The organism is Candidatus Chloroploca sp. Khr17, assembly GCF_004138165.1.
Classification (GTDB): Bacteria; Chloroflexota; Chloroflexia; order Chloroflexales; family Chloroflexaceae; genus Chloroploca.
On the sequence record NZ_RYFF01000015.1, the window covers coordinates 57446 to 77690 of the forward strand.

The window sequence follows — 20245 nt, forward strand, 5'->3', positions numbered from 1 at the left end:
CTAGCTTGTGGTTGTCTCCTCAACCACCGTCGCAAAGACCAACCGTCCCGACTGGGTTTGATGCAAGCGGGTCACGAGCACCTCCGTCGTCTGGCCGATCAAATGGCGCGCATCTTCAACAATCACCGGAGTTCCATCATCAAGATAGCCCACCCCTTGTTGCCGAGCATTGCCTTCATTGCGGATCAGCAGGCGCAGGCGCTGATCCTGGATCACCAGCGAACGAACCGCTTCGCTCAACACATTGAGGCTGAGCACCTTAACCCCCTGGAGGGCAGCGACCTTATTCAGATTGAAATCATTGGTAATAATCGGACAATTATACTGACGAGCGAGGGCGACCAGTTTATCATCGACTCGTTGCAAATCTTCGACATCGACATTGACAACCTCGATCGGCAAGGGCGCGTGGTGTTGCATCTCATTGAGCAACTCAAGCCCACGACGACCCTTGCTGCGCCGCAGATCATCGGCCGAGTCGGCCAGTTGCTGCAATTCGGCGAGCACAAAGATCGGCACCAGCAGCGTCCCATCAAGAAAACCGGTGCGCGTCACCGCATCAATCCGGCCATCAATAATCGCACTCGTATCAAGGAGGAGCCGTCGCTGGGGAGGCGTTTCAGGGGTTGTTGGCAATGCGGTTGACGCAATCGAACGACGCCACCCCTCTTTGAGCAACTCGCCCAGATCGTGACGACGGGCCGCAAAGACAGCCCCCCCAAGATAGGCCAAGAGCGCCGCCGCAATCACGGGCAAGATCTGATTAAAAGGTGATGGCAAATTCGCCAGAGGAAAGGTCAGCAGAGCCGCAATAAAAAGGCCGAGCATCACGCCAGTACCGACAGCAAGGAGATCTGGTAACGGAACATAGCGCAACCGACGCAAGAGATTTTGCAAGGGATCGATCGTCAGGCGTGGCGTCACCAGCAGGCCCAGCCCTGCCCCGGCAAGGGTGAGCAACTGGGTGGCAAAGATCTCAGACTCATTGGGCACGGGAGTAGAGAGCGAAATACCCACATACCATCCAAGATAGCCGAGCCCCAGCATGCCAACAATGCGTACCAGAAAATTCAAACTGACTTTCATCTGGAGCGATTCTACACCCGTATCAGGCGTGTGCAAGCAAATCAACCACCTCGGTCAGCGAGCGTGCAGGCGTCACGGTCAGGCCACTTACCTGACCAAGCTGGGCCGTAGCGGGAACAATTGCCCTCGTAAACCCGAGTTTGGCCGCCTCGGCGAGACGTCGTTCGAGTTGACTAGAGGTGCGCAATTCGCCAGACAAGCCTATTTCACCCACCAGCACCAGATCGGGGTCAATCCGCTGATTACGATACGACGAAGCAATTGCCAGCGCAACGGCAAGATCGGCGGCAGGCTCGGTAATCCGCAGCCCACCGACCACATTCACATAGAGATCCTGATTGAAAAGGGGCAAACCCACCCGTTTGGTCAAAACGGCGGCAAGCATCAAGAGACGATTCAGGTCAAAGCCATTCGTCGTCCGACGCGGCTGTGCACTCCCCGTCGTTGACGTCAACGCCTGGATCTCGACGAGCAGCGGGCGCGTCCCTTCCATCATCACGGCCACGGTCGAGCCAGGGCTATTGAGGCTACGCTCGGCAAGAAAGATCAGCGACGGATTCGGCACCTCTTGCATGCCCTGGCCGCCCATTTCAAAGACCCCGACTTCATTTGTCGAGCCGAAGCGATTTTTGACCCCACGGAGGAGGCGGTACTGATGAAAGCGATCACCCTCAAGATAGAGCACAACATCAACAATATGTTCGAGCACCCGAGGCCCGGCAATCGCGCCCTCTTTGGTCACATGGCCGACGAGAAAGATGGGCACCCCCAACTCTTTTGCCAATTGCATCAAGCGCAGCGCCCCCTCGCGAACCTGGCTCACACTCCCGGCGGCACTGGTCAACGCCTCGAGATAGACCGTCTGAATCGAGTCAACAATCACCAGACCGGGGCGCAGATTGCGGATCTGGTCAAGAATGACATCGAGCGACGTCTCCGAATAGACAAAAAGTTCATCACCCTGCAACGCGAGGCGTTCGGCGCGTAATTTAATCTGCTGGGCCGACTCTTCGGCACTAACATAGAGCGCCGAGCCGGAGGTAGCCGCAAAATGGGCCGCCACCTGGGTCAACAGCGTACTCTTGCCGACCCCCGGATCGCCGCCAATCAAGACGACCGAACCAGGCACCAGGCCGCCACCGAGCACCCGTGAGAACTCTTCGGCGTAGACCGGCAAACGCTGGAACCCTCCCGAAGGCACCTCAGACAAGCGCACAGGGCGCACCCCGGCACTGCCACTCTCGCGCCCACCGCTACGATTTGTCGATCTAATTTCAGTCTGCTCAACAAGACTATCCCAGGTGTCACAATCAGGACATTTTCCCATCCACCTTGACTGCTGCGCACCACACTGTTGACAGACAAAAATGGTTCGTGGTTTTGCCATAGGTCGATTATACCACGCACTATCGTGTGTTGAATAAAATTCAAAGCTTGTTGGAAACGACCTGAGATGAGACAAAACCTGCCAGCAACGCTAGCAGGTTTTGCCTCATCCCAGGTCGTTTGCCGAGCTACCGTTACTCAACCAGGGCCGGGCTCTCTTCGGGATGGACTTCAGTGGCACCATTTTCCCCGTCGATCTGGCGCTGCGAGCGAAGGCGCAACTCCTCGTCGTAGACATCGGCAATGATCGTATCACCCTCGGTAAAGCGTGCATCAAGCACACCCTCGGCAAGGGGATCTTCGATCAGGTTGGTAATAATGCGGCGGAGTGGGCGTGCGCCAAACGCGGGATCGTAGCCACGGCGGGCGAGCAAGTCAAGCGCATCCTCACGCACCTCGAGCACCATCTGATGCTCATCAAGCTGGTTCTGCACCCGACGAAGCATCAGCGTCGTAATCTGATGGATCTCTTCGGTAGTCAGCGGATGGAAGATGATCGTCGCATCAATCCGGTTCAGGAACTCGGGGCGGAAGAGCACCTTGAGGGCATCATCAACCTTGCGGCGCATATCCGTCTGATCAATCTCATCGGCATTGCCCCCGAAGCCAATCCGGCTTGCCCGACGGATATGCTCGGTGCCAACATTCGAAGTCATGATGATAATCGTATTGCGGAAGTCAACCTTGCGGCCCTTGCCATCAGTCAGATTGCCATCTTCGAGCACCTGGAGGAGCAGGTTAAAAGCATCGGGATGGGCCTTCTCGATCTCATCAAAGAGCACCACGCTATAGGGTTTGCGGCGCACCGCATCGGTCAACTGACCACCCTCGCCATACCCGACATAGCCTGGAGGCGAGCCGACCAGACGCGAGGTCGTATGGCGTTCCTGGAACTCAGACATATCAATCTTGATCAGACTCTCTTCCGAGCCAAACATAAACTCGGCGAGCGTCTTAGCAAGTTCGGTCTTGCCCACCCCAGTCGGCCCGAGGAAAATAAAGCTCCCGATGGGGCGCTTGGGATCCTTGAGGCCAGCGCGGGCACGGCGCACCGCCTTGGAGATCGTCACGATCGCCTCTTGCTGCCCAACGACCCGATTATGGAGGAAGTTCTCCATCTGCATCAGGCGCATCGTCTCATCGCCCTTGAGGCGGGTAACGGGAATGCCCGTCCACATCCCAACCACCTCAGCAATATCTTCATCGGTGACATAGGGGCGTTCAGCGACCCGCTCATCACCGCCCGCGGCCGCGATATCAGCCTCAATCTGAACAATGCGGTTCTGCATACGCTCTTCGCGCTCGCGGAGATCGGCGGCCAGATCGAACTGCTTATCTTCGAGGGCGGCCTCTTTCTCCTTACGGAGTGCCTCAAGGCCACGGAGAGCATCGCGAAGCTGAGGAGGCGTCGCCGAGCGATACATGCGCACCCGACTAGCGGCCTCGTCAATCAAATCGATGGCCTTATCGGGCAACTGGCGATCGGGCACATAGCGCGCCGAGAGCGCCGCGGCGGCCTTAATCGCCTCATCGCTAATCTGGAGTTGATGGAAATCCTCATAGCGCGACTTGATCCCACGGAGGATCTGCACCGTATCTTCGAGGGACGGCTCATCAACCATCACGGGCTGAAAGCGGCGTTCGAGGGCGGCATCACGCTCGATATACTTACGGTACTCATCGAGCGTCGTGGCCCCAATGGTCTGGAGCTCGCCGCGGGAAAGAGCGGGCTTGAGAATATTGGCCGCATCGAGCGTACCCTCAGCCCCACCGGCACCGATAATCGTATGAAATTCATCAATAAAGAGAATGCAGCGGGTCTCTTTAATTTCATCAATCACCCGTTTGAGGCGTTCTTCAAACTGACCACGATATTTCGTCCCAGCGACAAGTGCCCCCATATCGAGGGTCACCACCCGTTTGCCTTTGATACTATCGGGGACATCGCCTTGAATAATGCGCTGCGCGAGGCCCTCAACAATCGCCGTCTTGCCGACACCGGGTTCACCAATCAACGCCGGATTATTCTTGGTACGGCGCGAAAGAATCTGGATCACGCGCTCAATCTCGTGTTGACGGCCAATAATCGGATCAAGGCGGCCGGCCTCGGCCATCTCGGTCAAATCGGTTCCGAGGGCATCGAGGTACGGCGTCTTGGACTGGCGCTGGGCCGCGGACTGACTCCCGCCGGCTCCGCGCTGTTCAGGCGCAGTGCCAGTGGTACCGTGGCGCAGGACGCGCATCACCTGATTGCGCACCTGTTCAAGGCTCACGCCCATAATATCGAGCACACCCGTCGCCACACCTTCGCCATTGCGCACGAGGCCAAGGAGCAAATGTTCGGTGCCAATATAGTGATGATAGAGGCGGCCTGCCTCTTCAATGGCATACTTAATCACTTTCTGGGCGCGGGCGGTCAACTCCTGATCGGTGACGGGGGTACCCTCACCTGTCCCAACAATAAACTCAACCGCGCTACGGGCCTGGGCGAGTTTGACCCCCAGATCATCAAGAACGCGTGCGGCGATGCCCTCACTCTCGCGAATCAAACCGAGGAGGATATGCTCGGTCCCGATATACGGGTGGTTAAACGAGCGGGCCTCTTCGTGCGCAAGCTGGAGAACCTGCTTGGCGCGCTTGGTAAACTTACTATAGAGGTCAGACATGGTATTCTCCACTAGCTATCGCTGGCAAGTCACGAGCTTGCCGAGACTCACTCGCCTTGCTCACCGCTCTCAGCATCATCTTCACCAGACTCACGGTTCACACGCAGGCTCAGGCCCATTCGCTTGCGGGTTGGATCGATGCGAATAATGCGTGCCTGCACCACAGCCCCTTCTGCGAGCAACTCGCGCGGAGATTGCATCGGCTCATCGCCCATTTCTGAAATATGGATCAAACCCTCGACCCCATCTTCAATGCGGGCAAACGCGCCAAATGACGTAAGCTGTGTAATAACCCCTTCAACCACCTGACCCAGTTGATAACGTTCACCGACACGGGACCAGGGTTCGTGCTGTGTCCGTTTGATCGACAGCGCAATACGTTTACGCTCGTGATCAATGCTCAAGACCATCACTGGCAAGTGATCGCCAACATTGAGCACCTCACCAGGATGTTTCACCCGGCTCCACGAAATTTCGGACATATGGACAAGGCCATCAGCACCACCGATATCAACAAATGCCCCGAAATCACAGACCGAGCTAATCGTACCCTCACGCACATCACCTTCGCGCAGCGACGCAAGCAATTCATCTTTCTTGCTCTCACGCGATTCTTGCATAGCCTGGCGCTCTGAGAGGATCAGGCGATTGCGATTACGGTTCAGTTCAATTACTTTCAGCCTCAGGTCAGTATTGACCATCCGCGCCATATCAGACTGCTTCTGGGTCTCGGGGCCGCGACTAATGCCCGAAACCTGCGAAGCCGGAACAAAACCACGGACGCCCTCTAAATTGACGAGCAACCCACCCTTATTGTAGTTCACCACCCGGGCCGAGATGACCTCGCCCTTCTCATAGGCAGCCTGAAGCAAGCGCCAACTCCGTTCTTGACGCGCCTTATCAATCGAGAGGATTGCCCGCCCCTCTTTGTCTTCAGACTGGACAACAAAGACCAGCAAAGGAGCGCCGACGTGCAAAGCAGCGCGATCTTCTGCCGCCAACGATTGCATCTCGCGTGACGGAACGATTCCTTCAGCCTTGGAACCGATATCAACGAGGATTTCATCACGTTCGACACGCATGATCAGCCCATCGACCGTGTCACCATATTTGAGGTTACGGTAGTCGTGGGCCGGATCATTGAGGAACTGCTCCATCAGAGCAAGATCCTCAGCCTCGAAGGCGTTGCCATTCTCAACGTGTGCGGGTGTGGGTTGTGCCTCAGACTCGGCAGTGTTCCCCTTCAATTCTTCCATGCGCCGTCCTTGAGTACACAGTGAAAGACTCTACCGAAGATGGGACAGGAAGCAGAAACAGTCGTTTGAATTATACGCCCGTCCTGCACAAAGCGCAAGGGTATGCTTGCTGATCACGTACGGGCTTGTTATACTACAAGAGCAATGTGTACCCCACCTAATCCAGCCCGAGGATGAGATGACAACGCAGGATTTGCCATCCGAAGAGACCGTTGAGCTATTCACGCATCCTAATTCGCGCTATTTCAACCGCGAGTTGAGCTGGATCGAGTTTAACCGCCGCGTGATCGGAGAGGCGTTCGATGTTCGGAATCCCTTGCTTGAACGGGTAAAATTCTTGTCGATCTGGGCCTCGAATCTTGATGAGTTTTTCATGATTCGCGTGAGTGGCATCAAGCAGCAAATCAGTGCGGGTGTCCAAAAATTATCACGCGATGGGGCAACCCCGACCGAACAACTCCATCATATTCGCCAGGCCTTGCTCCCCCTTCTCGTTCAAGAGCGGGATCTGCTGCTCAATGATTTGCTGCCGAGTCTCCGTGAACAGCATATCCATTTATATAATTACGACAACTTAAATCATCAACAAAAAGACTGGTTGCGCACGTATTATCAGCAGCAGATCTTTCCGGTTCTGACCCCTCTGGCTTTTGATAGTAGCCGCCCCTTTCCTTTTATCTCTAACCTGAGTCTCAATCTCGCGGTGGTCATACGTGATCGTGACAAGGGCGAACTCTTTGCCCGCGTGAAGGTACCCGAGGTGCTGCCACGTCTTATCGCTTTGCCGCAGGAGCTCTGCGACGTGGTGCAAGACCAACCGTCAGGCCGTCAGGCCTGTTTTGTGTGGATCGAGCAGGCGATTGCCGCCTATCTTGATCTGCTCTTTCCCGGGGTCGAGATCGTTGAGCATTACCCGTTTCGCGTGGTGCGCAATGCCGATATGGAGATCGAGGAGGACGAAGCCAACGATCTGCTCGAAACGATCGAGCAGGGAGTGCGTCAGCGGCGGTTTGGCGAGGTGGTACGCCTGACCATTGACTCATCGATGCCTGAACGCATTGCGACGATCCTATCGACCAATCTGAAGATCGAGCCCAATGATATTTATACCGTGCGCGGCCCCCTCGGGCTCGCCGATCTCTTTAGTCTCTATCGTCTCGACCGACCGGATCTCAAGGATCCGCCCTATATGCCGGTTGTGCCCCCTGTTTTGCAAAACAATTCTGATATCTTTGAGACGATTCGTGGCGGCGATATTCTGCTCCATCATCCGTACCACTCGTTTTCACCCGTGATTGATTTCATCCACGCCGCCGCTGAAGATCCCCATGTGCTCGCGATCAAGCAGACCCTGTATCGCGTGGGGAGTAACTCGCCGATTGTGCGTGCCTTGATGCACGCTCGCGAGTTGGGCAAGCAGGTGACGGCGGTGGTCGAACTCAAGGCACGTTTTGATGAAGAGAATAATATTGTCTGGGCGAGAGCCCTTGAGCGGGCCGGCGTCCATGTGGTCTATGGTCTGGTTGGCTTGAAAGTTCATGCCAAGCTCGCGCTGGTGGTGCGGCAAGAAGCCGACATGTTGCGTTGTTATGCCCATCTTGGCACCGGTAATTACAATGCGACAACAGCGCGCATCTATACCGACCTGGGGCTCTTTACATGCCGCGAGGATATTACCGCTGATGTTGTCGAGCTTTTCAATTCACTGACCGCCTATGGGCGGCGTGACCACTATCGCAAGTTGCTGGTTGCCCCGGTCACAATGCGCCGTCGCCTGCTGGCGATGATTGAACGTGAAATGCAGCGCCAGGAGACGACGGGCAACGGGCGGATCATTATTAAAGTCAATGCGCTCGTTGATCGCCAGATGATCGATGTCCTCTACCGTGCCTCGCAGTCTGGTGTCCAGATTGATCTGATTATCCGCGGCATGTGTGCCTTACGCCCTGGCGTGCCCGGTGTGAGCGAGAACATCCGCGTACGCAGCATTATCGGCCCGTTTCTTGAGCATCACCGGATCTACTATTTCGGCAACGGCGGTGAACCCGAGATCTACCTAGGCAGTGCTGATCTGATGGAACGCAACCTTGATCGACGGGTTGAGGAACTCTTTCCCGTGGAAGATCCGACGCTCGCCCGCTATGTGCGCAAGACGATGCTCGACACCTATCTCAATGATAATACGCGCGCCCACGTGCTCCACGCCAATGGAACCTATGAACGGCGCACGCCTGGTGAGGCTGACCCAGTTGATAGTCAGGTGCCAGCATGGATGCTGGGTGAGTAGCATATCGGTGAAAGGACAGGGATGAGTCTCAAGGTACGAGCCGGATTGCTCAGCCTCGTGGTGCTTCTATCCATGCTGTTGATGGCAACGCCAACGCAAGCGCAGCAGAGCCTTGACTGGCGCGAGCTACAAACCGACTATTTTCGGATTCTGTACCATGCTGACGGGGAAGAGGAAGCGCGCCGTTATGAGGCATGGGTCGATGTGATCTATGACGATCTGGCTACGGCCTTCAATTATCGTACCACCCCCCCCCTTACATTGCGACTCTATCCGGGGAGTACCGACTACTTTGCGGTCAACCCGAGCGCACGCAATGTGCCAGGCGTGATCGCCCACGCTGACTTTCGCTTGCGCGAACTGGTCGTGATTGTCGAACGCACTGCCGCGCAGAGTGAAGAGGGGGTCAAGAACAACGTTCGCCATGAACTCACGCATCTTATTGCCGCCGATCTGAGCAATAATCAGCTCAATACGGGTTTCCACGAGGGCATTGCCCAATATATGGAACGACCTGCTGATGAGCTTGAACAGCGCATCCGAGCGCTCAGGCAGACGTATGAACGTGGCCTATTGATGCCGTGGAGTGCGTTTGACGACCGTGAGCGCATCTATGGGCAACCTGAAATTGGCTACCCCCAGAGTCTCTCGGTCGTGGCGTTTCTCATCGAGCAGTACGGCTTCACGCGCATGCGTGAGTTTCTGATTGCGAATGGACGGTCATCGAGCTACCGCGAGGCGCTGGCGCAAACCTATCAGCGTTCGGCAGCTGAACTGGAACTAGCCTGGCGCGACTGGTTACCAGGGTATCTCGAGGGGGGCTACCAGCGCAACGCACTGGTTGTGTATGACCTGAGCTTTGTGCGCACGCTGGTCAACCAGGGCAGTTACGCCGCCGCCGAGCAAGAGTTGCGAACAACGGTCGAGTGGCTCAAGAACCATGCCGACACCCAGCCAGCCGCGGTGCTGGCGGAAGCCGAGGCCTTGCTTGCACGCAGTGCGCAAGGCCTGCGGGCCGAACAACTGGCCGAGAGTGCGCGGCAAGCGCTGCAACAAGGTGACTACGAGCGTGCCATCCGGCTTGTGGCTGATGCCCAACACCTCTACGCCGAGTTGAACGATGCACGGCAGGCAGAAGTGCTCGCGATTTACGCTGAACGTGCAACCCGTGGCCTGCAGGCCACCAGTGTGCTAGCCCAGGCCATCGAATTGACCCGCAGCTTCAACTACCCACAGGCGCATCGGCAAGCGGATCAGGCCGCCGCCGAATTTGCGGCCCTCGGTGATACGCTACGGCGGAGTAACGCCGAACGGCTCCGTGATAGCCTAGCAACGCAACAGCGTCTGGTCGGGTTCGGCTTGCTGATCCTCGGAAGTTTCGGGGTGGTGCTGAGTCTGCTTGGCTGGGCCTTTCGGCGACCTGCCGAGATCTGGTGAAGTTCCGCCTCTTCGCCCAGCATAACTGGGCGAAGAGGCGAAACTGATCCGTTTTTAGACTGGCACGCTATCGGAAGGCACGGGGAAGCCCGTGCAGAGGCTTTCGACCTCGCTGGCAATGCGCGTAATCAGGGCTTCATCGGTGGAATGATGGAGTACCTGCGCAATCCAGTCGGCGATCTGCGTCATTTCGGCCTCACACATCCCGCGCGTCGTAACGGCAGGCGTCCCGATGCGAATCCCGCTTGTCCGCACAGGGGGCTGCGGATCATCGGGGATAGCATTCTTATTGACCGTCATATGGGCACGGTCAAGGGCCTTTTGCGCCTGGGCCCCAGTGATGCCAAGGGACGTAAGATCGAGCAGCATCAAGTGATTATCGGTACCACCGCTGATCAGGGTCAGGCCACGATCCATCAAGCCCGAGGCGAGGGCATGCGCATTGCGGCGGATCTGGGCGGCATAGGCTTTGAACTCGGGGCGCAGCGCCTCGCCAAAGGCAACTGCTTTGCCAGCGATGACATGCATCAGCGGGCCACCCTGGGTACCGGGGAAGACACTTGAATTGATCACCTTCGCCAGATCTTCTTCCATCAAGATCAACCCACCCCGCGGGCCACGCAGCGTCTTGTGGGTCGTGGTTGTCACCACCTGCGCGTGACCAACCGGCGAAGGATGCTCGCCTGCGGCGACGAGGCCAGCGATATGGGCAATATCGGCCATCAACAAGGCCCCGACCTCATCGGCGATCTGGCGCATCCGGGCAAAATCAATCTGGCGAGGATACGCACTTGCCCCCGAGGTAATCAACTTGGGCCGCACCGTGCGGGCTTTCTGCATCAGATCATCGTAATCAATCTGGCCGCTGGCCAGATCAACGCCATAGAAATGGACATCATACCAGCGCCCCGAGAAATTGACGGGGCTACCGTGGGTCAGATGGCCGCCGTGATCAAGGCGCATCCCGAGGATCGTATCACCGGGCTTCAAGAGCGCATTGAAGACCGCGATATTGGCCTGAGCGCCGCTATGGGGTTGCACATTGGCGGCCTTGGCCCCAAAGAGTTCAAGGGCCCGATCAATCGCCAATTGCTCGATCTGATCAACAAACTCACAGCCACCATAGTAACGTTTGCCGGGCAGACCCTCGGCATACTTATTGGTCAAAATCGAACCCTGGGCCTCCATCACGGCCAGACTCGTATAGTTTTCACTGGCGATCAGCTCAAGCCCTTCACGCTGACGGCGAGCCTCGTGCTCAATCGCAGCAGCGACGGCCGGATCGGCCTGGCGAAGATGTTCCAGCATTTGCACTTAACTCCTTTTCTTAGGGTACAGGATACGGCCCGGGCGTACCCGCAAAGACATTCACCTGCGCCCGCGCCAAGACATCGCCACGGGCATTGATATCAACGATCTCGACCGTCACCAGGCGGCCACGCTGATCAGGGATCGTCACATCAACAAAGAAACTGGCAGGCTGATCGGGTGTGCCGCCAACCGCAAAAGCAAAATTGGCGATCAAACGACCACTGCCATCAATCACATTCAAGAAGAGATCGCCTTCTGACGGGAAGATCGAAGTACGACCGGCGACCTGCAACCGCGTACCAATGGTGGAGCCACTGGAAGGGCGATCAATCGTGATCTGCTGCGCACCAGTTGGGGCATAGCGGACGGAACGCTCGGTACGGGCAATAACCGCACCGGTGGTGGGATCAATTTCGGCCAGTTCGAGCAAAACGCGCTCGCCATTCGGAGCACGATAAGCGAGGCGGGTGCTAAAGTTACCGGTACCGTTGGGTTGCGCAATGACGGGAATAGTCCCTCGCGCCAATTCAAAGCCATTCGGCTCATAGAAGCGATAGCGCAACGTATTGCCGGCGGGCATCCGCGTGGTGGAACCACTCACCCGAATCGGGCTACTGATGACGGCATTATCAGCCGGCTCACTGATCGCAATCTGCTGGCTGACTGGTGGTGGAGTTGGCGTCGGGGTTGGGACCGGCACAACCATTGCGCTATCACGCACCTCGCGGCCAAGCAGGCCGAGCAAAATATCAAAGGGCGGGCGATTATCGGGATGGTATTCCATGCGACGGCGCTCGAAATACTGCACCGTATAATCGCGGCCATTCAGATTCTCGACGATAAGATCAGTCACGGGATAGCCAAAGCGCTCGAGGCCGCCATTGCGCTGCCAATAGGTGAGGAAGCCCCCACACATATAGTAACCCGTCTCGGCAAACCCGCGACAACCCGGCTGCGGAGGCGGCCCAAGGGGGCGGAACTGCCAGGGGCGGCCCTGTTGAGCAAGGCGCTCAACCCCGAGGCGCCCAGCGAGCACACCCTGGCCCTCACGAGAATGATCCTCGAGGCGATCGCGCTCGAACCACTGCACAGGCCCGGTCCAATTCTCAACCGTCTCGGTCTGCACGGGCGTAATCGGAAAACCAAAGACCATCAGGCCACCGTTACGTTCCCAATACTGACGGATCGGCCCAGAGATACAGAAGCCAGTTTCGGGGAAACAGCGAGCATCGCTCTGGGCCTGGGTATTGCCAACGGGCAACAGCGCAAGCAGAGCAGCCACGAGGACGAGCATCATCAATCCACGACGCATCATACACCTCTCTTAATATCCAGCCGCCTTATCCACCAGATTCAGCAAGGGTTGTCCGCGTTGAAACCGCTGCAGATTATCGAGGAAGAGGGCCACCTGGCGTTCGTGCATCCGCAGTGAATTGGCCGTGGCGTGGGGTGTAATCATCACATTGGGCAAGTGCCAGAGTGGGCTTGCGGGGGGCAGAGGCTCCTGGGCAAAGGTATCAAGGGCAGCGCCTGCAATGCGCCCCTGCTGCAGTGCCTCGATCAACGCCTGCTCATCAACAAGCGGGCCACGCGCCACATTGACGAGAAACGCTGACGGGCGCATCATCGCCAGCGTCTCGGCATTGATCATCCCTCGGGTCTCGGGCGTCAACGGAGCAGCCACGACCACATAATCAGCTTCGGGCAAGAGGGCGTGCCAAGCATTGCCCGTCACCACCCGCTCGGCATAGGGTGACGGGCGGTTCGTTCGTCGGCTCCCCCAGACGCGCATACCAAAAGCGACGGCACGTTGGGCAATAGCGTCGCCGATGCCACCGATCCCAAGGATGAGCATCGTTGCGCCATACAACTCGTGCAGATCGATCCCACGCGCCCAACGGCACTCAGCCTGGGCGGCTTGATAGGTAGGCAACTGCTTGACGCGATTGAGCAGCATCGCAAACACAAACTCGGCCATCGGGATCGCATGGACACCAGCGCTATTCGTAAGGATGAGATCTCGTTCAAAAATCTCTGGAACGAGCAGGTGATCAACCCCTGCGCTGGGCGTATGCACCCAACGCAGGTCGTGCGCCACCCGGATCACCTTCAGAAAAGCTTCTTGCTCGCCCCACCAGCGAAAATACGCGACCGCCCCGGCGGGATCACCATCAAATTCACCATCGCCATTGACCCAGACAGCGGTAAGATCATCCGTGAGCAGAGGAACGAGCAGATCCCGAATCTGGGCAGGAAGAATAAGTTTCATCAGCACAAAACCTCAACGGTCAGGAAACAGCCTCGCCGGGCTTCAGGGCAATGACACGCGTGGACACACCGAACTCTTCACAGGCCGCCTCGAGGGCCTCGGGGGTACCGGTAAGGATCGGGAAGGTACCAAAATGGCACGGGATGGCGTAAGGTGAGCGGATCAACTTGAGGGCATAACCTGCCTGGCGGGGATCCATCGTAAAGTGATCACCAATCGGCAAGATCGTCAGATCAGGCTTATAGAGATCGCCGATAATCTGCATATCCATCGTTGCACTCGTATCACCGGTATGATAGACCGTAAAGCCATTGCTAAAGCGCAGCACAAAGCCAGCCGGGGTACCAAGGTTAATCAACTGACCATTCTCGAAGGCACTGCTCGAATGGTGAGCATTGGTCATCGTCACATGCACATTGGCGACATGGATCGTGCCACCCTTATTAAAACCAATCAGCTGTTCACCGGTAATGCCCTGACCCTCAAAATAATCAAGCAGATCATACTGACAGGCAATCGGCGCGCCCGTACGTTGCGCAATCTCGACCAGATCGCCAATATGATCAAAATGGCCGTGGGTGACCAGAATTGCGCCCAGATTCTCGGTGACACGAGCCTTGGTCACCTCTGGGCAGACGGGATTGGCGGCGACCCAGGGGTCAATCAAAATACCTTTGCCTTCCGGCGTCGTCAGGTGAAACGTACCGTGGCCGACCCAGGTAATCGTTACATCTTTCCCGAGGATGGTCACTTGTTACCTCCTTATTCCATTGCTTCCCGATCGCGTATGTGGCGATCGTAGATGCTGTACGAGCATACAAGGCTACTCACGCTGCCCGCATGCAGTATAACATAAGGCGCAGAGGGCGGACACGAGGGAGGGGAGACGTAATAGGGCTGATGCAAAGTCCACCTGACCGGAGCACCGTCGGGCTAATGGTGTTCCAGTACATAATCCGGTATGAACCCGATACCGTGGGGCTGAAGCCCTCGGCTAGGGGAAGCGAAGCCCGCCTGCGCGGGCTAGACCGGATTCATTTCTGGAAGACCATAAGCCCTCGGCTCGGGGAAGCGAAGCCCGCCTGCGCGGGCTAGACCGGATTCATTTCTGGAAGACCCTGACGCCGACGGTGGGGGCGGATGCGCGTGATCCGCGCGCAGAGCGGCCCCACGAACGCAAGATGCAAGCGCCCTAGACCTGACGCAACGTCCTCTTGATCATCCGCAGATGACGCAGATTTAGCGATCGCGCCCTTTGCCTGGGCTCAGGGTCTGCCGCTACCGATGCGGCCAGGCTGTTAGCAGCACATTCAGCGAGCCGACGCGGAGGGGCCCTCCGTTGCAGTATGCGCGGAGGATGGCGCGGAAGTGGGTGCGGGGTATCGGTGTGGTGTGCGCTGCCTGGTTGCGGACTCTGACGAGTAGATCGATTTCGTCGACGAATTGCTCGATGCTGACCGTGAATGAGCTGTCGTCGGGGTCGACGGTGCTTGCCCAGATTGAGCCAAGGTGCGTGGTGATGCGCCCCCAGAGCAGCGGGTTTTTGCGGCGTACCCCTCCGAGCGCGCCGAGCGTCGGTCGTCCGTGGGGGAAGTCGGCCCCGCTGATGCCAGGTACGGCGAGGATGCGCCGCTGGAGTTCGCGCTCAAGAACCCGTGCGACATGGATGATCGGGGCCGAGTAGTCGTTTGCCTGCACCTCGTCGAGTTGATCACGGAGGTAGACCGCGAGCGCGAGCGATTCGCGCTCGGGTGCCCCGAGTAGATGGAGGGTGCGATCAAGCCCGATGTCGCCGAGTTTGGCTTCGTAACGCGCTAGATCGTGTAGTGCTCCCGTGATTTCGGCGAAGCGGCGCGTCAGTCCTTCGATCCGCTTGCTGACATGCTCGACGGCGCTCTCATCCAGTGTGTCGAGATCGCCAGACGCGAAGAGACGATCGAGCTCTTTGAGCAGATCTCTGGACGTCCGTGGTGGTCGCACGGGTGGTGCGGCGCCTGGCTGGCCGATGATGTGGCACAGGCGCCCATCGCGGCAGCAGTGGTGCTCACGGCTTACCAGGTCAAGCCGCCAATTGCCAATGTGCGGTTTTGGGCAGACTAAGAGATCATCCGGGGCTAGGGTGTCCCCCTGGCGGCCCACGAGCGCCCCGCGCTCAGCCAGGCTCAGGGCGTCGAGAAAGACCCCCTGGCAGCGGGGCAGGCGCGGCTCGCGGAGGCGCCGGTGGGCGTCATCGAGCAGTGCGCTCAGCAGGGCGCGCAGACCATGCAGATCCGCGGCGGGGCAGAGGGGCTGGATGCGCACCTGTTGGTCGGGTACGATGGTCTGGTCGCGGTCGGCGGGGCTGAGGTGGTAGCCGCCGCTGCCCGGTGTGGCCGCCCCTTCGCCCGTAAGAAACGCGAAGAGTAGCGTCCCGTGGTGCTCGCCGAGCAGGGCGAGGTCGGCGATCATGCGCTTGATGGGCGACGACGGCGCTGCCGCACGCTCCTCCCGCTCGCGGTAGTATTTCGCGTCCCATACCACGCCGGGCTCGCGCCAATAGAGGATCCCGTTCTGCTCAACGCGGGCCGGGGCCGGCGCGACCCGCCAGAGGTAGAAGTCGGGGCGGACGCCCGGTACGGCGTATTTGCGCAGCGGTGTTGACCCCCAGCGGGCAGGCGGTATCGGTACGGCCTGGTCGTGGCGGAGTTCGTAGCTGCACACGTCGTCGCCGTCGCCCCAGCGAAAGCGTAGCGCCATCTGCCCCTGCCGGGGGTTTAGGACCTCAAGGCGGCCGTGCTCTTGGAGCAGGTCGGCCAGTTCGTAGAAGATCCAGACCTGGTAGAGGTAGTTGTCGCGCTCGGGGTTGGCCCCCAAAACATCGTCGGTGGATGGTTGGCTGCGCCGCAGCAGGCGTAGGTCGCGTAGGCGCGCCCGCCACGCCAGCAGATCTTCGTAGGCGCTGTTGCCGCCAGGGATGAGCCGCTCGTGGACCTGCTGCTCCAGGCTCGCAGCGCCGCCCCACGCTCCATCAAGCCTCTGCTGCGCCGCGCCTCTGAGGCCTGCGAACTGCGGGAAGGCTAGTTCGCGTTCGCAGCGCTCGGCCAGTTCGTTGAGCGGGTGGCGCAGGGCCATGCTCCCGGCGGTCATCTGTTCGTCCCAGAGCAGACGCTGTACCTCGGTGTGATACTCGAGCAACGTGACGACGGTGAGCAGGTTTTCTGGGGTGGCGAAGTCGCGCCGGCGCTGACGGGTGTGCAGCAAGAGCGGGGCTTCGCCGGGGCGCTCGGCCCAGGCCGCGTCGACACTACGCCCCCAGTCGATCCGCCCGCGCGCAGGTGGCTCCTCGACGATCAGGGTGCGTGGTGACGCAAAGCTGAGCCGCCGCACGATGCGCGGCAGGATGTCTTCAAACAACGCGTCGCGCAGCACAAAGACGGCACCCAGGTCGCGGTAGCGTTGCAGCGTCGCATCTGTCTGTTCCGCCGCGTGGTTGGCGCTCGTGCCAATCAGGCGACCAAAGCCGCCCTCGTCGTAACGCAGCAGTAAGGCAACCAGGCGCGCCTGCATCGCGCCATAGGCGGTCACCTCGGTGGGGGTTGGCACCGGTGTCATCGCCTACAGTCCGCGCTCGCCGACGAAGGCGCGGAGGCGCTGCGCGAAGAGGCCGCGCCCATCCACCGTCAACGGAGCTTCAAGGGCGAAGATGCGCCCAAGTTGGGCCGGGGTGAGCTTGGCGCTGTCCACTTCGTCGATCGCGTCGCCCTCGGGTTGATGATCGGCCCTGCGGAGTTGGGCCAGGTGCCCCACCTGCCGAGCCACCGGCACGCTCCCGAGGATCTGGCGCACGCGCTCGGCAAAGCGCACCGGGTCGCTGGCATGGTCAAGGTAGGCCAGCAGCACCCGCTGCTCGTCGCGGGTGAGCACCTGGAGCTGATCGGCCAGGGTGTCGGCCAGACCCGCATCGAGGGCCTCTTCCCAGCCCATGCCGATCAGATGACCGCTGAAGAGGGCGCTACAGACCGCCTCGGCCTGGGCGGTGCCGAGTTGTCGGTAGACGCGGATGGTGCGGAAGATGCGCCAAAAGGTGCTGAGGGTGCGCGCACCGTCTTCGTCATCCCACGTCAACGTATAGCTTGGGGCGTCGCTCGCGTCGTGCGTGGTGCGGGTGATGGTCAGCACGTCCTCCCAGTTCAGGTCGCCTGCCGCCGCATCGCCCCCGAGCTCGAGCAACCCCTGCTCTTCGAGGCGCATGAGGGCGCGTGAGGCTGCGGCTCCGCGTTCTGCGTCGGCGAGGGGTGGCCCTGGGGGCAGCACGTCAATGAAGGTGAAGCGGCGCTTCATCGCCTCGCTGATCTGGTTGAGGAAGTGCCGGTCGAAGCTGTTCAGCGTGCCAATGATGCGGAAGTCCCGCGGCAGGGGCACGTTCACCTCGCCATCGTCGGTGGGCACCGCCAGCGGGCTGCGCTGCCCACCGAGGGTCGTGAGCAGGCTGCCGAAGGCGGCGTCGATCGGCGCTCGCGTGAACTCGTCGATCACGAGCCAGCGCCCGCGACAGCGCTGGTCGCCATCGAGCACCTCCGTCCGCTGGAAGGTTGGCGGCGGCGCACTGCCGTCATAACCAGCATAGTTGCTCAGCACGGCCTTGGTGAGGCAGCCGTGGCGCACCTGGTAGACGAGGGCTGAACGTCCATCTTCGCGCAGCACCTGCGGCGTGATGCCGCCGATCACGTTCCGCACGCCCCAGTCCTCGGTTGCGGTGACCACCTCGGCCACGTAGCCGTCCCGATAGACCGGTTGCGCATCTGGCGGCTCCATCGGTGCGCGCCGGGGATCCGTGCCCATCGCGGGGAGCATCATCGGCTCTGCGTCACGCCAGAGCACCCGTGGGAGCAGCGTGGCGAGGTGGGTCTTGCCAGTGCCGGGCGGGCCGCTGAGGATGACGTGATGCCCGGCGACCAGGGCACGGTAGATGCGGAGGATGGTGCTCCGGTCGATGAGCAATACGCGCTGGATTTCGGCGATCCGCTCCTCAAGCACGCTGGGGTCAAGGAGTGGGAGTGCGTCGTCCGTCATGGGTGGGAGTCCCGCCTGTCCGGCGCGGGCCTGCATCAGGTAGCTGAGGAAAGTATTGAGCGCCCGAGCGCAGTCGTTATCGTCTGGCAGCGGGCTCAGCGCCGCAGGGAGGGCCTGCCAGGAACCGTCGCCCGTTGCACGCACCAGCCCCGCCTCCTCATACCATGCGACCAGGGCTTCCTGGTACGGCCAGGCCGCCGTGGGATGGGCCTCACCGTCGAGCGGGGCGCGCAGGGCCGGCAACTCGTGGCGTCCGTCACCGCGTGGCACAAGCAGCGTCAAGGCGGCATAGCGGAGCACCTGGTTTTCAATGGCGCCGTCGAGGTACGGCCAGCGGCGATAGGTGCCGCCGGCCTCGTTTGGCTTGAGCAGGCGCAGCCGCAGAAGATCGCCGACGAGCGCATCGGGATCAGGGAGCGCAGTAAGGCTCGCCACGGGCGGGCTAATCCGGGCGAGGCGTTCCACAATCTGGGCTGGCGTATAGCTCGGCCCGTCCAGCAGCGCAGCAAGGCGCACATAGGGCTTCAGCGCAGTACCGAGCGTGCGCGGCAGTGGCCGTGCGTTCGTGGTCGAGACGAGCGGCAAAAACGCATCATTATAACTCATAGAAGCATTTGTTTCTCTTGATCCAGTTCCGCGTTGCGATCAGCGATGGACGCAAATAGCAGATGTACACGCGAGCGTATCTATTGGCGCGTTGTTGCGGTACAGTATACAAGCCATGTCTATGTAGGAGCAACCCAATGCCAGAACTCGTCCAGGATGCAACCGGTAACGATCTGACCTACCGGATTATCGGGGCGGCTATAGCGGTGCATAATCGGCTAGGCTACGGCTACAAGGAGGAAATCTACGAGCGGGCCCTCGCTGCTGAGCTCGCCAGCCAGGGGATCGAGGCCGTGCGCCAGTATCGGGTTGAGGTATACGACGAGCAGGCGCTGGTTGGTCTATTCTACCTTGATCTGTTTGTAGAAGGAACGGTCGTCGTCGAGTTGAAAGCCTTTCGCCATCAGTTGACGCCTGACGAGCTCGGTCAGGTAATCAATTATTTGAAGGCGACGGCGGCCCCGGTTGGGCTGCTCTTCAACTTTGGGCGGCGTAAATTGCAGTTTCGGCGCGTCTTCCCTGCTCAGCCAGGCCCGGTGCAGCGCGTAGGGCGCGATAATGTGCGGCGAGGGCGGGCCGGCCACGAATAACTGACCACGAATATACGAATGCCGGGGTGCGCGCCGCCCCTCTTCGTGGTTGGGCCGGGCGGGCCGGCCACGAATGCTGACCACGAATATACGAATGCCGGGGTGCGCGCCGCCGCTCTTCGTGGTTGGGCCGGGCGGGCCGACCACGAATGCTGATCACGAATATACGAATGCCGGGCTGCGCGCCGCCCCTCTTCGTGGTTGGGCCGGGCGGGCCGACCACGAATGCTGATCACGAATATACGAATGCCGGGCTGCGCGCCGCCCCTCTTCGTGGTTGGGCCGGGCGGGCCGACCAC

13 protein-coding genes are annotated in these 20245 nt (G+C 59.6%); 3 read left to right on the top strand and 10 right to left on the bottom strand.

What is annotated here, in order from left to right; all coding sequences use genetic code 11:
• From EKD05_RS11205 to rpsA, 4 genes are all read right to left on the bottom strand, one after another.
• Window positions 1-1086: a PIN/TRAM domain-containing protein gene (locus EKD05_RS11205; RefSeq protein ID WP_129672667.1), complete on the bottom strand. Its 1086-nt coding sequence runs from the start codon at window positions 1084-1086 to the stop codon at window positions 1-3.
• Between the two features lie 22 nt (window positions 1087-1108).
• Window positions 1109-2473 carry a DNA repair protein RadA gene (radA, locus tag EKD05_RS11210; RefSeq protein WP_129672669.1) on the bottom strand — a complete coding sequence of 455 codons (1365 nt, stop codon included), beginning with the start codon at window positions 2471-2473 and terminating at the stop codon, window positions 1109-1111.
• A gap of 133 nt (window positions 2474-2606) precedes the next feature.
• Complete coding sequence (locus tag EKD05_RS11215) at window positions 2607-5138, bottom strand: ATP-dependent Clp protease ATP-binding subunit (protein WP_129672671.1); 2532 nt, start codon at window positions 5136-5138, stop codon at window positions 2607-2609.
• Between the two features lie 47 nt (window positions 5139-5185).
• Window positions 5186-6394 (bottom strand): 30S ribosomal protein S1, encoded by a 1209-nt coding sequence (gene rpsA, locus EKD05_RS11220; RefSeq protein WP_129672673.1) that lies wholly within the window; start codon window positions 6392-6394, stop codon window positions 5186-5188.
• 178 nt (window positions 6395-6572) lie between these two features.
• On the opposite strand from rpsA, the gene ppk1 reads away from it, so the two are divergent.
• Complete coding sequence (ppk1, locus tag EKD05_RS11225; protein WP_129672675.1) at window positions 6573-8681, top strand: polyphosphate kinase 1; 2109 nt, start codon at window positions 6573-6575, stop codon at window positions 8679-8681.
• 21 nt (window positions 8682-8702) lie between these two features.
• Window positions 8703-10118 (top strand): hypothetical protein, encoded by a 1416-nt coding sequence (locus tag EKD05_RS11230; RefSeq protein WP_129672677.1) that lies wholly within the window; start codon window positions 8703-8705, stop codon window positions 10116-10118.
• 54 nt (window positions 10119-10172) lie between these two features.
• Here EKD05_RS11230 and glyA read toward each other — a convergent pair whose 3' ends face one another.
• From glyA to EKD05_RS11260, 6 genes are all read right to left on the bottom strand, one after another.
• A complete protein-coding gene (glyA, locus tag EKD05_RS11235) occupies window positions 10173-11426 on the bottom strand; it encodes a serine hydroxymethyltransferase (RefSeq protein WP_129672679.1) in 1254 nt (417 codons plus the stop codon).
• 19 nt (window positions 11427-11445) lie between these two features.
• The gene (locus EKD05_RS11240; RefSeq protein WP_129672681.1) at window positions 11446-12744 is read right to left on the bottom strand and encodes a Gmad2 immunoglobulin-like domain-containing protein; all 1299 of its coding nucleotides are present in this window, start codon (window positions 12742-12744) and stop codon (window positions 11446-11448) included.
• A gap of 9 nt (window positions 12745-12753) precedes the next feature.
• Window positions 12754-13698, bottom strand: a complete 945-nt coding sequence (locus EKD05_RS11245) for a D-2-hydroxyacid dehydrogenase (RefSeq protein WP_129672683.1) — start codon at window positions 13696-13698, stop codon at window positions 12754-12756.
• A 19-nt stretch (window positions 13699-13717) separates the two neighbouring features.
• Entirely contained in the window at window positions 13718-14449 is a 732-nt protein-coding gene (locus EKD05_RS11250; RefSeq protein ID WP_129672685.1) for a metal-dependent hydrolase, read from the bottom strand.
• A gap of 527 nt (window positions 14450-14976) precedes the next feature.
• Window positions 14977-17289 (bottom strand): hypothetical protein, encoded by a 2313-nt coding sequence (locus EKD05_RS11255; protein WP_129672687.1) that lies wholly within the window; start codon window positions 17287-17289, stop codon window positions 14977-14979.
• A 3-nt stretch (window positions 17290-17292) separates the two neighbouring features.
• Window positions 17293-19356 carry an AAA family ATPase gene (locus EKD05_RS11260; protein WP_129672689.1) on the bottom strand — a complete coding sequence of 688 codons (2064 nt, stop codon included), beginning with the start codon at window positions 19354-19356 and terminating at the stop codon, window positions 17293-17295.
• A 137-nt stretch (window positions 19357-19493) separates the two neighbouring features.
• On the opposite strand from EKD05_RS11260, the gene EKD05_RS11265 reads away from it, so the two are divergent.
• The gene (locus EKD05_RS11265; RefSeq protein ID WP_165360692.1) at window positions 19494-19946 is read left to right on the top strand and encodes a GxxExxY protein; all 453 of its coding nucleotides are present in this window, start codon (window positions 19494-19496) and stop codon (window positions 19944-19946) included.
• Window positions 19947-20245 lie beyond the last annotated feature (299 nt).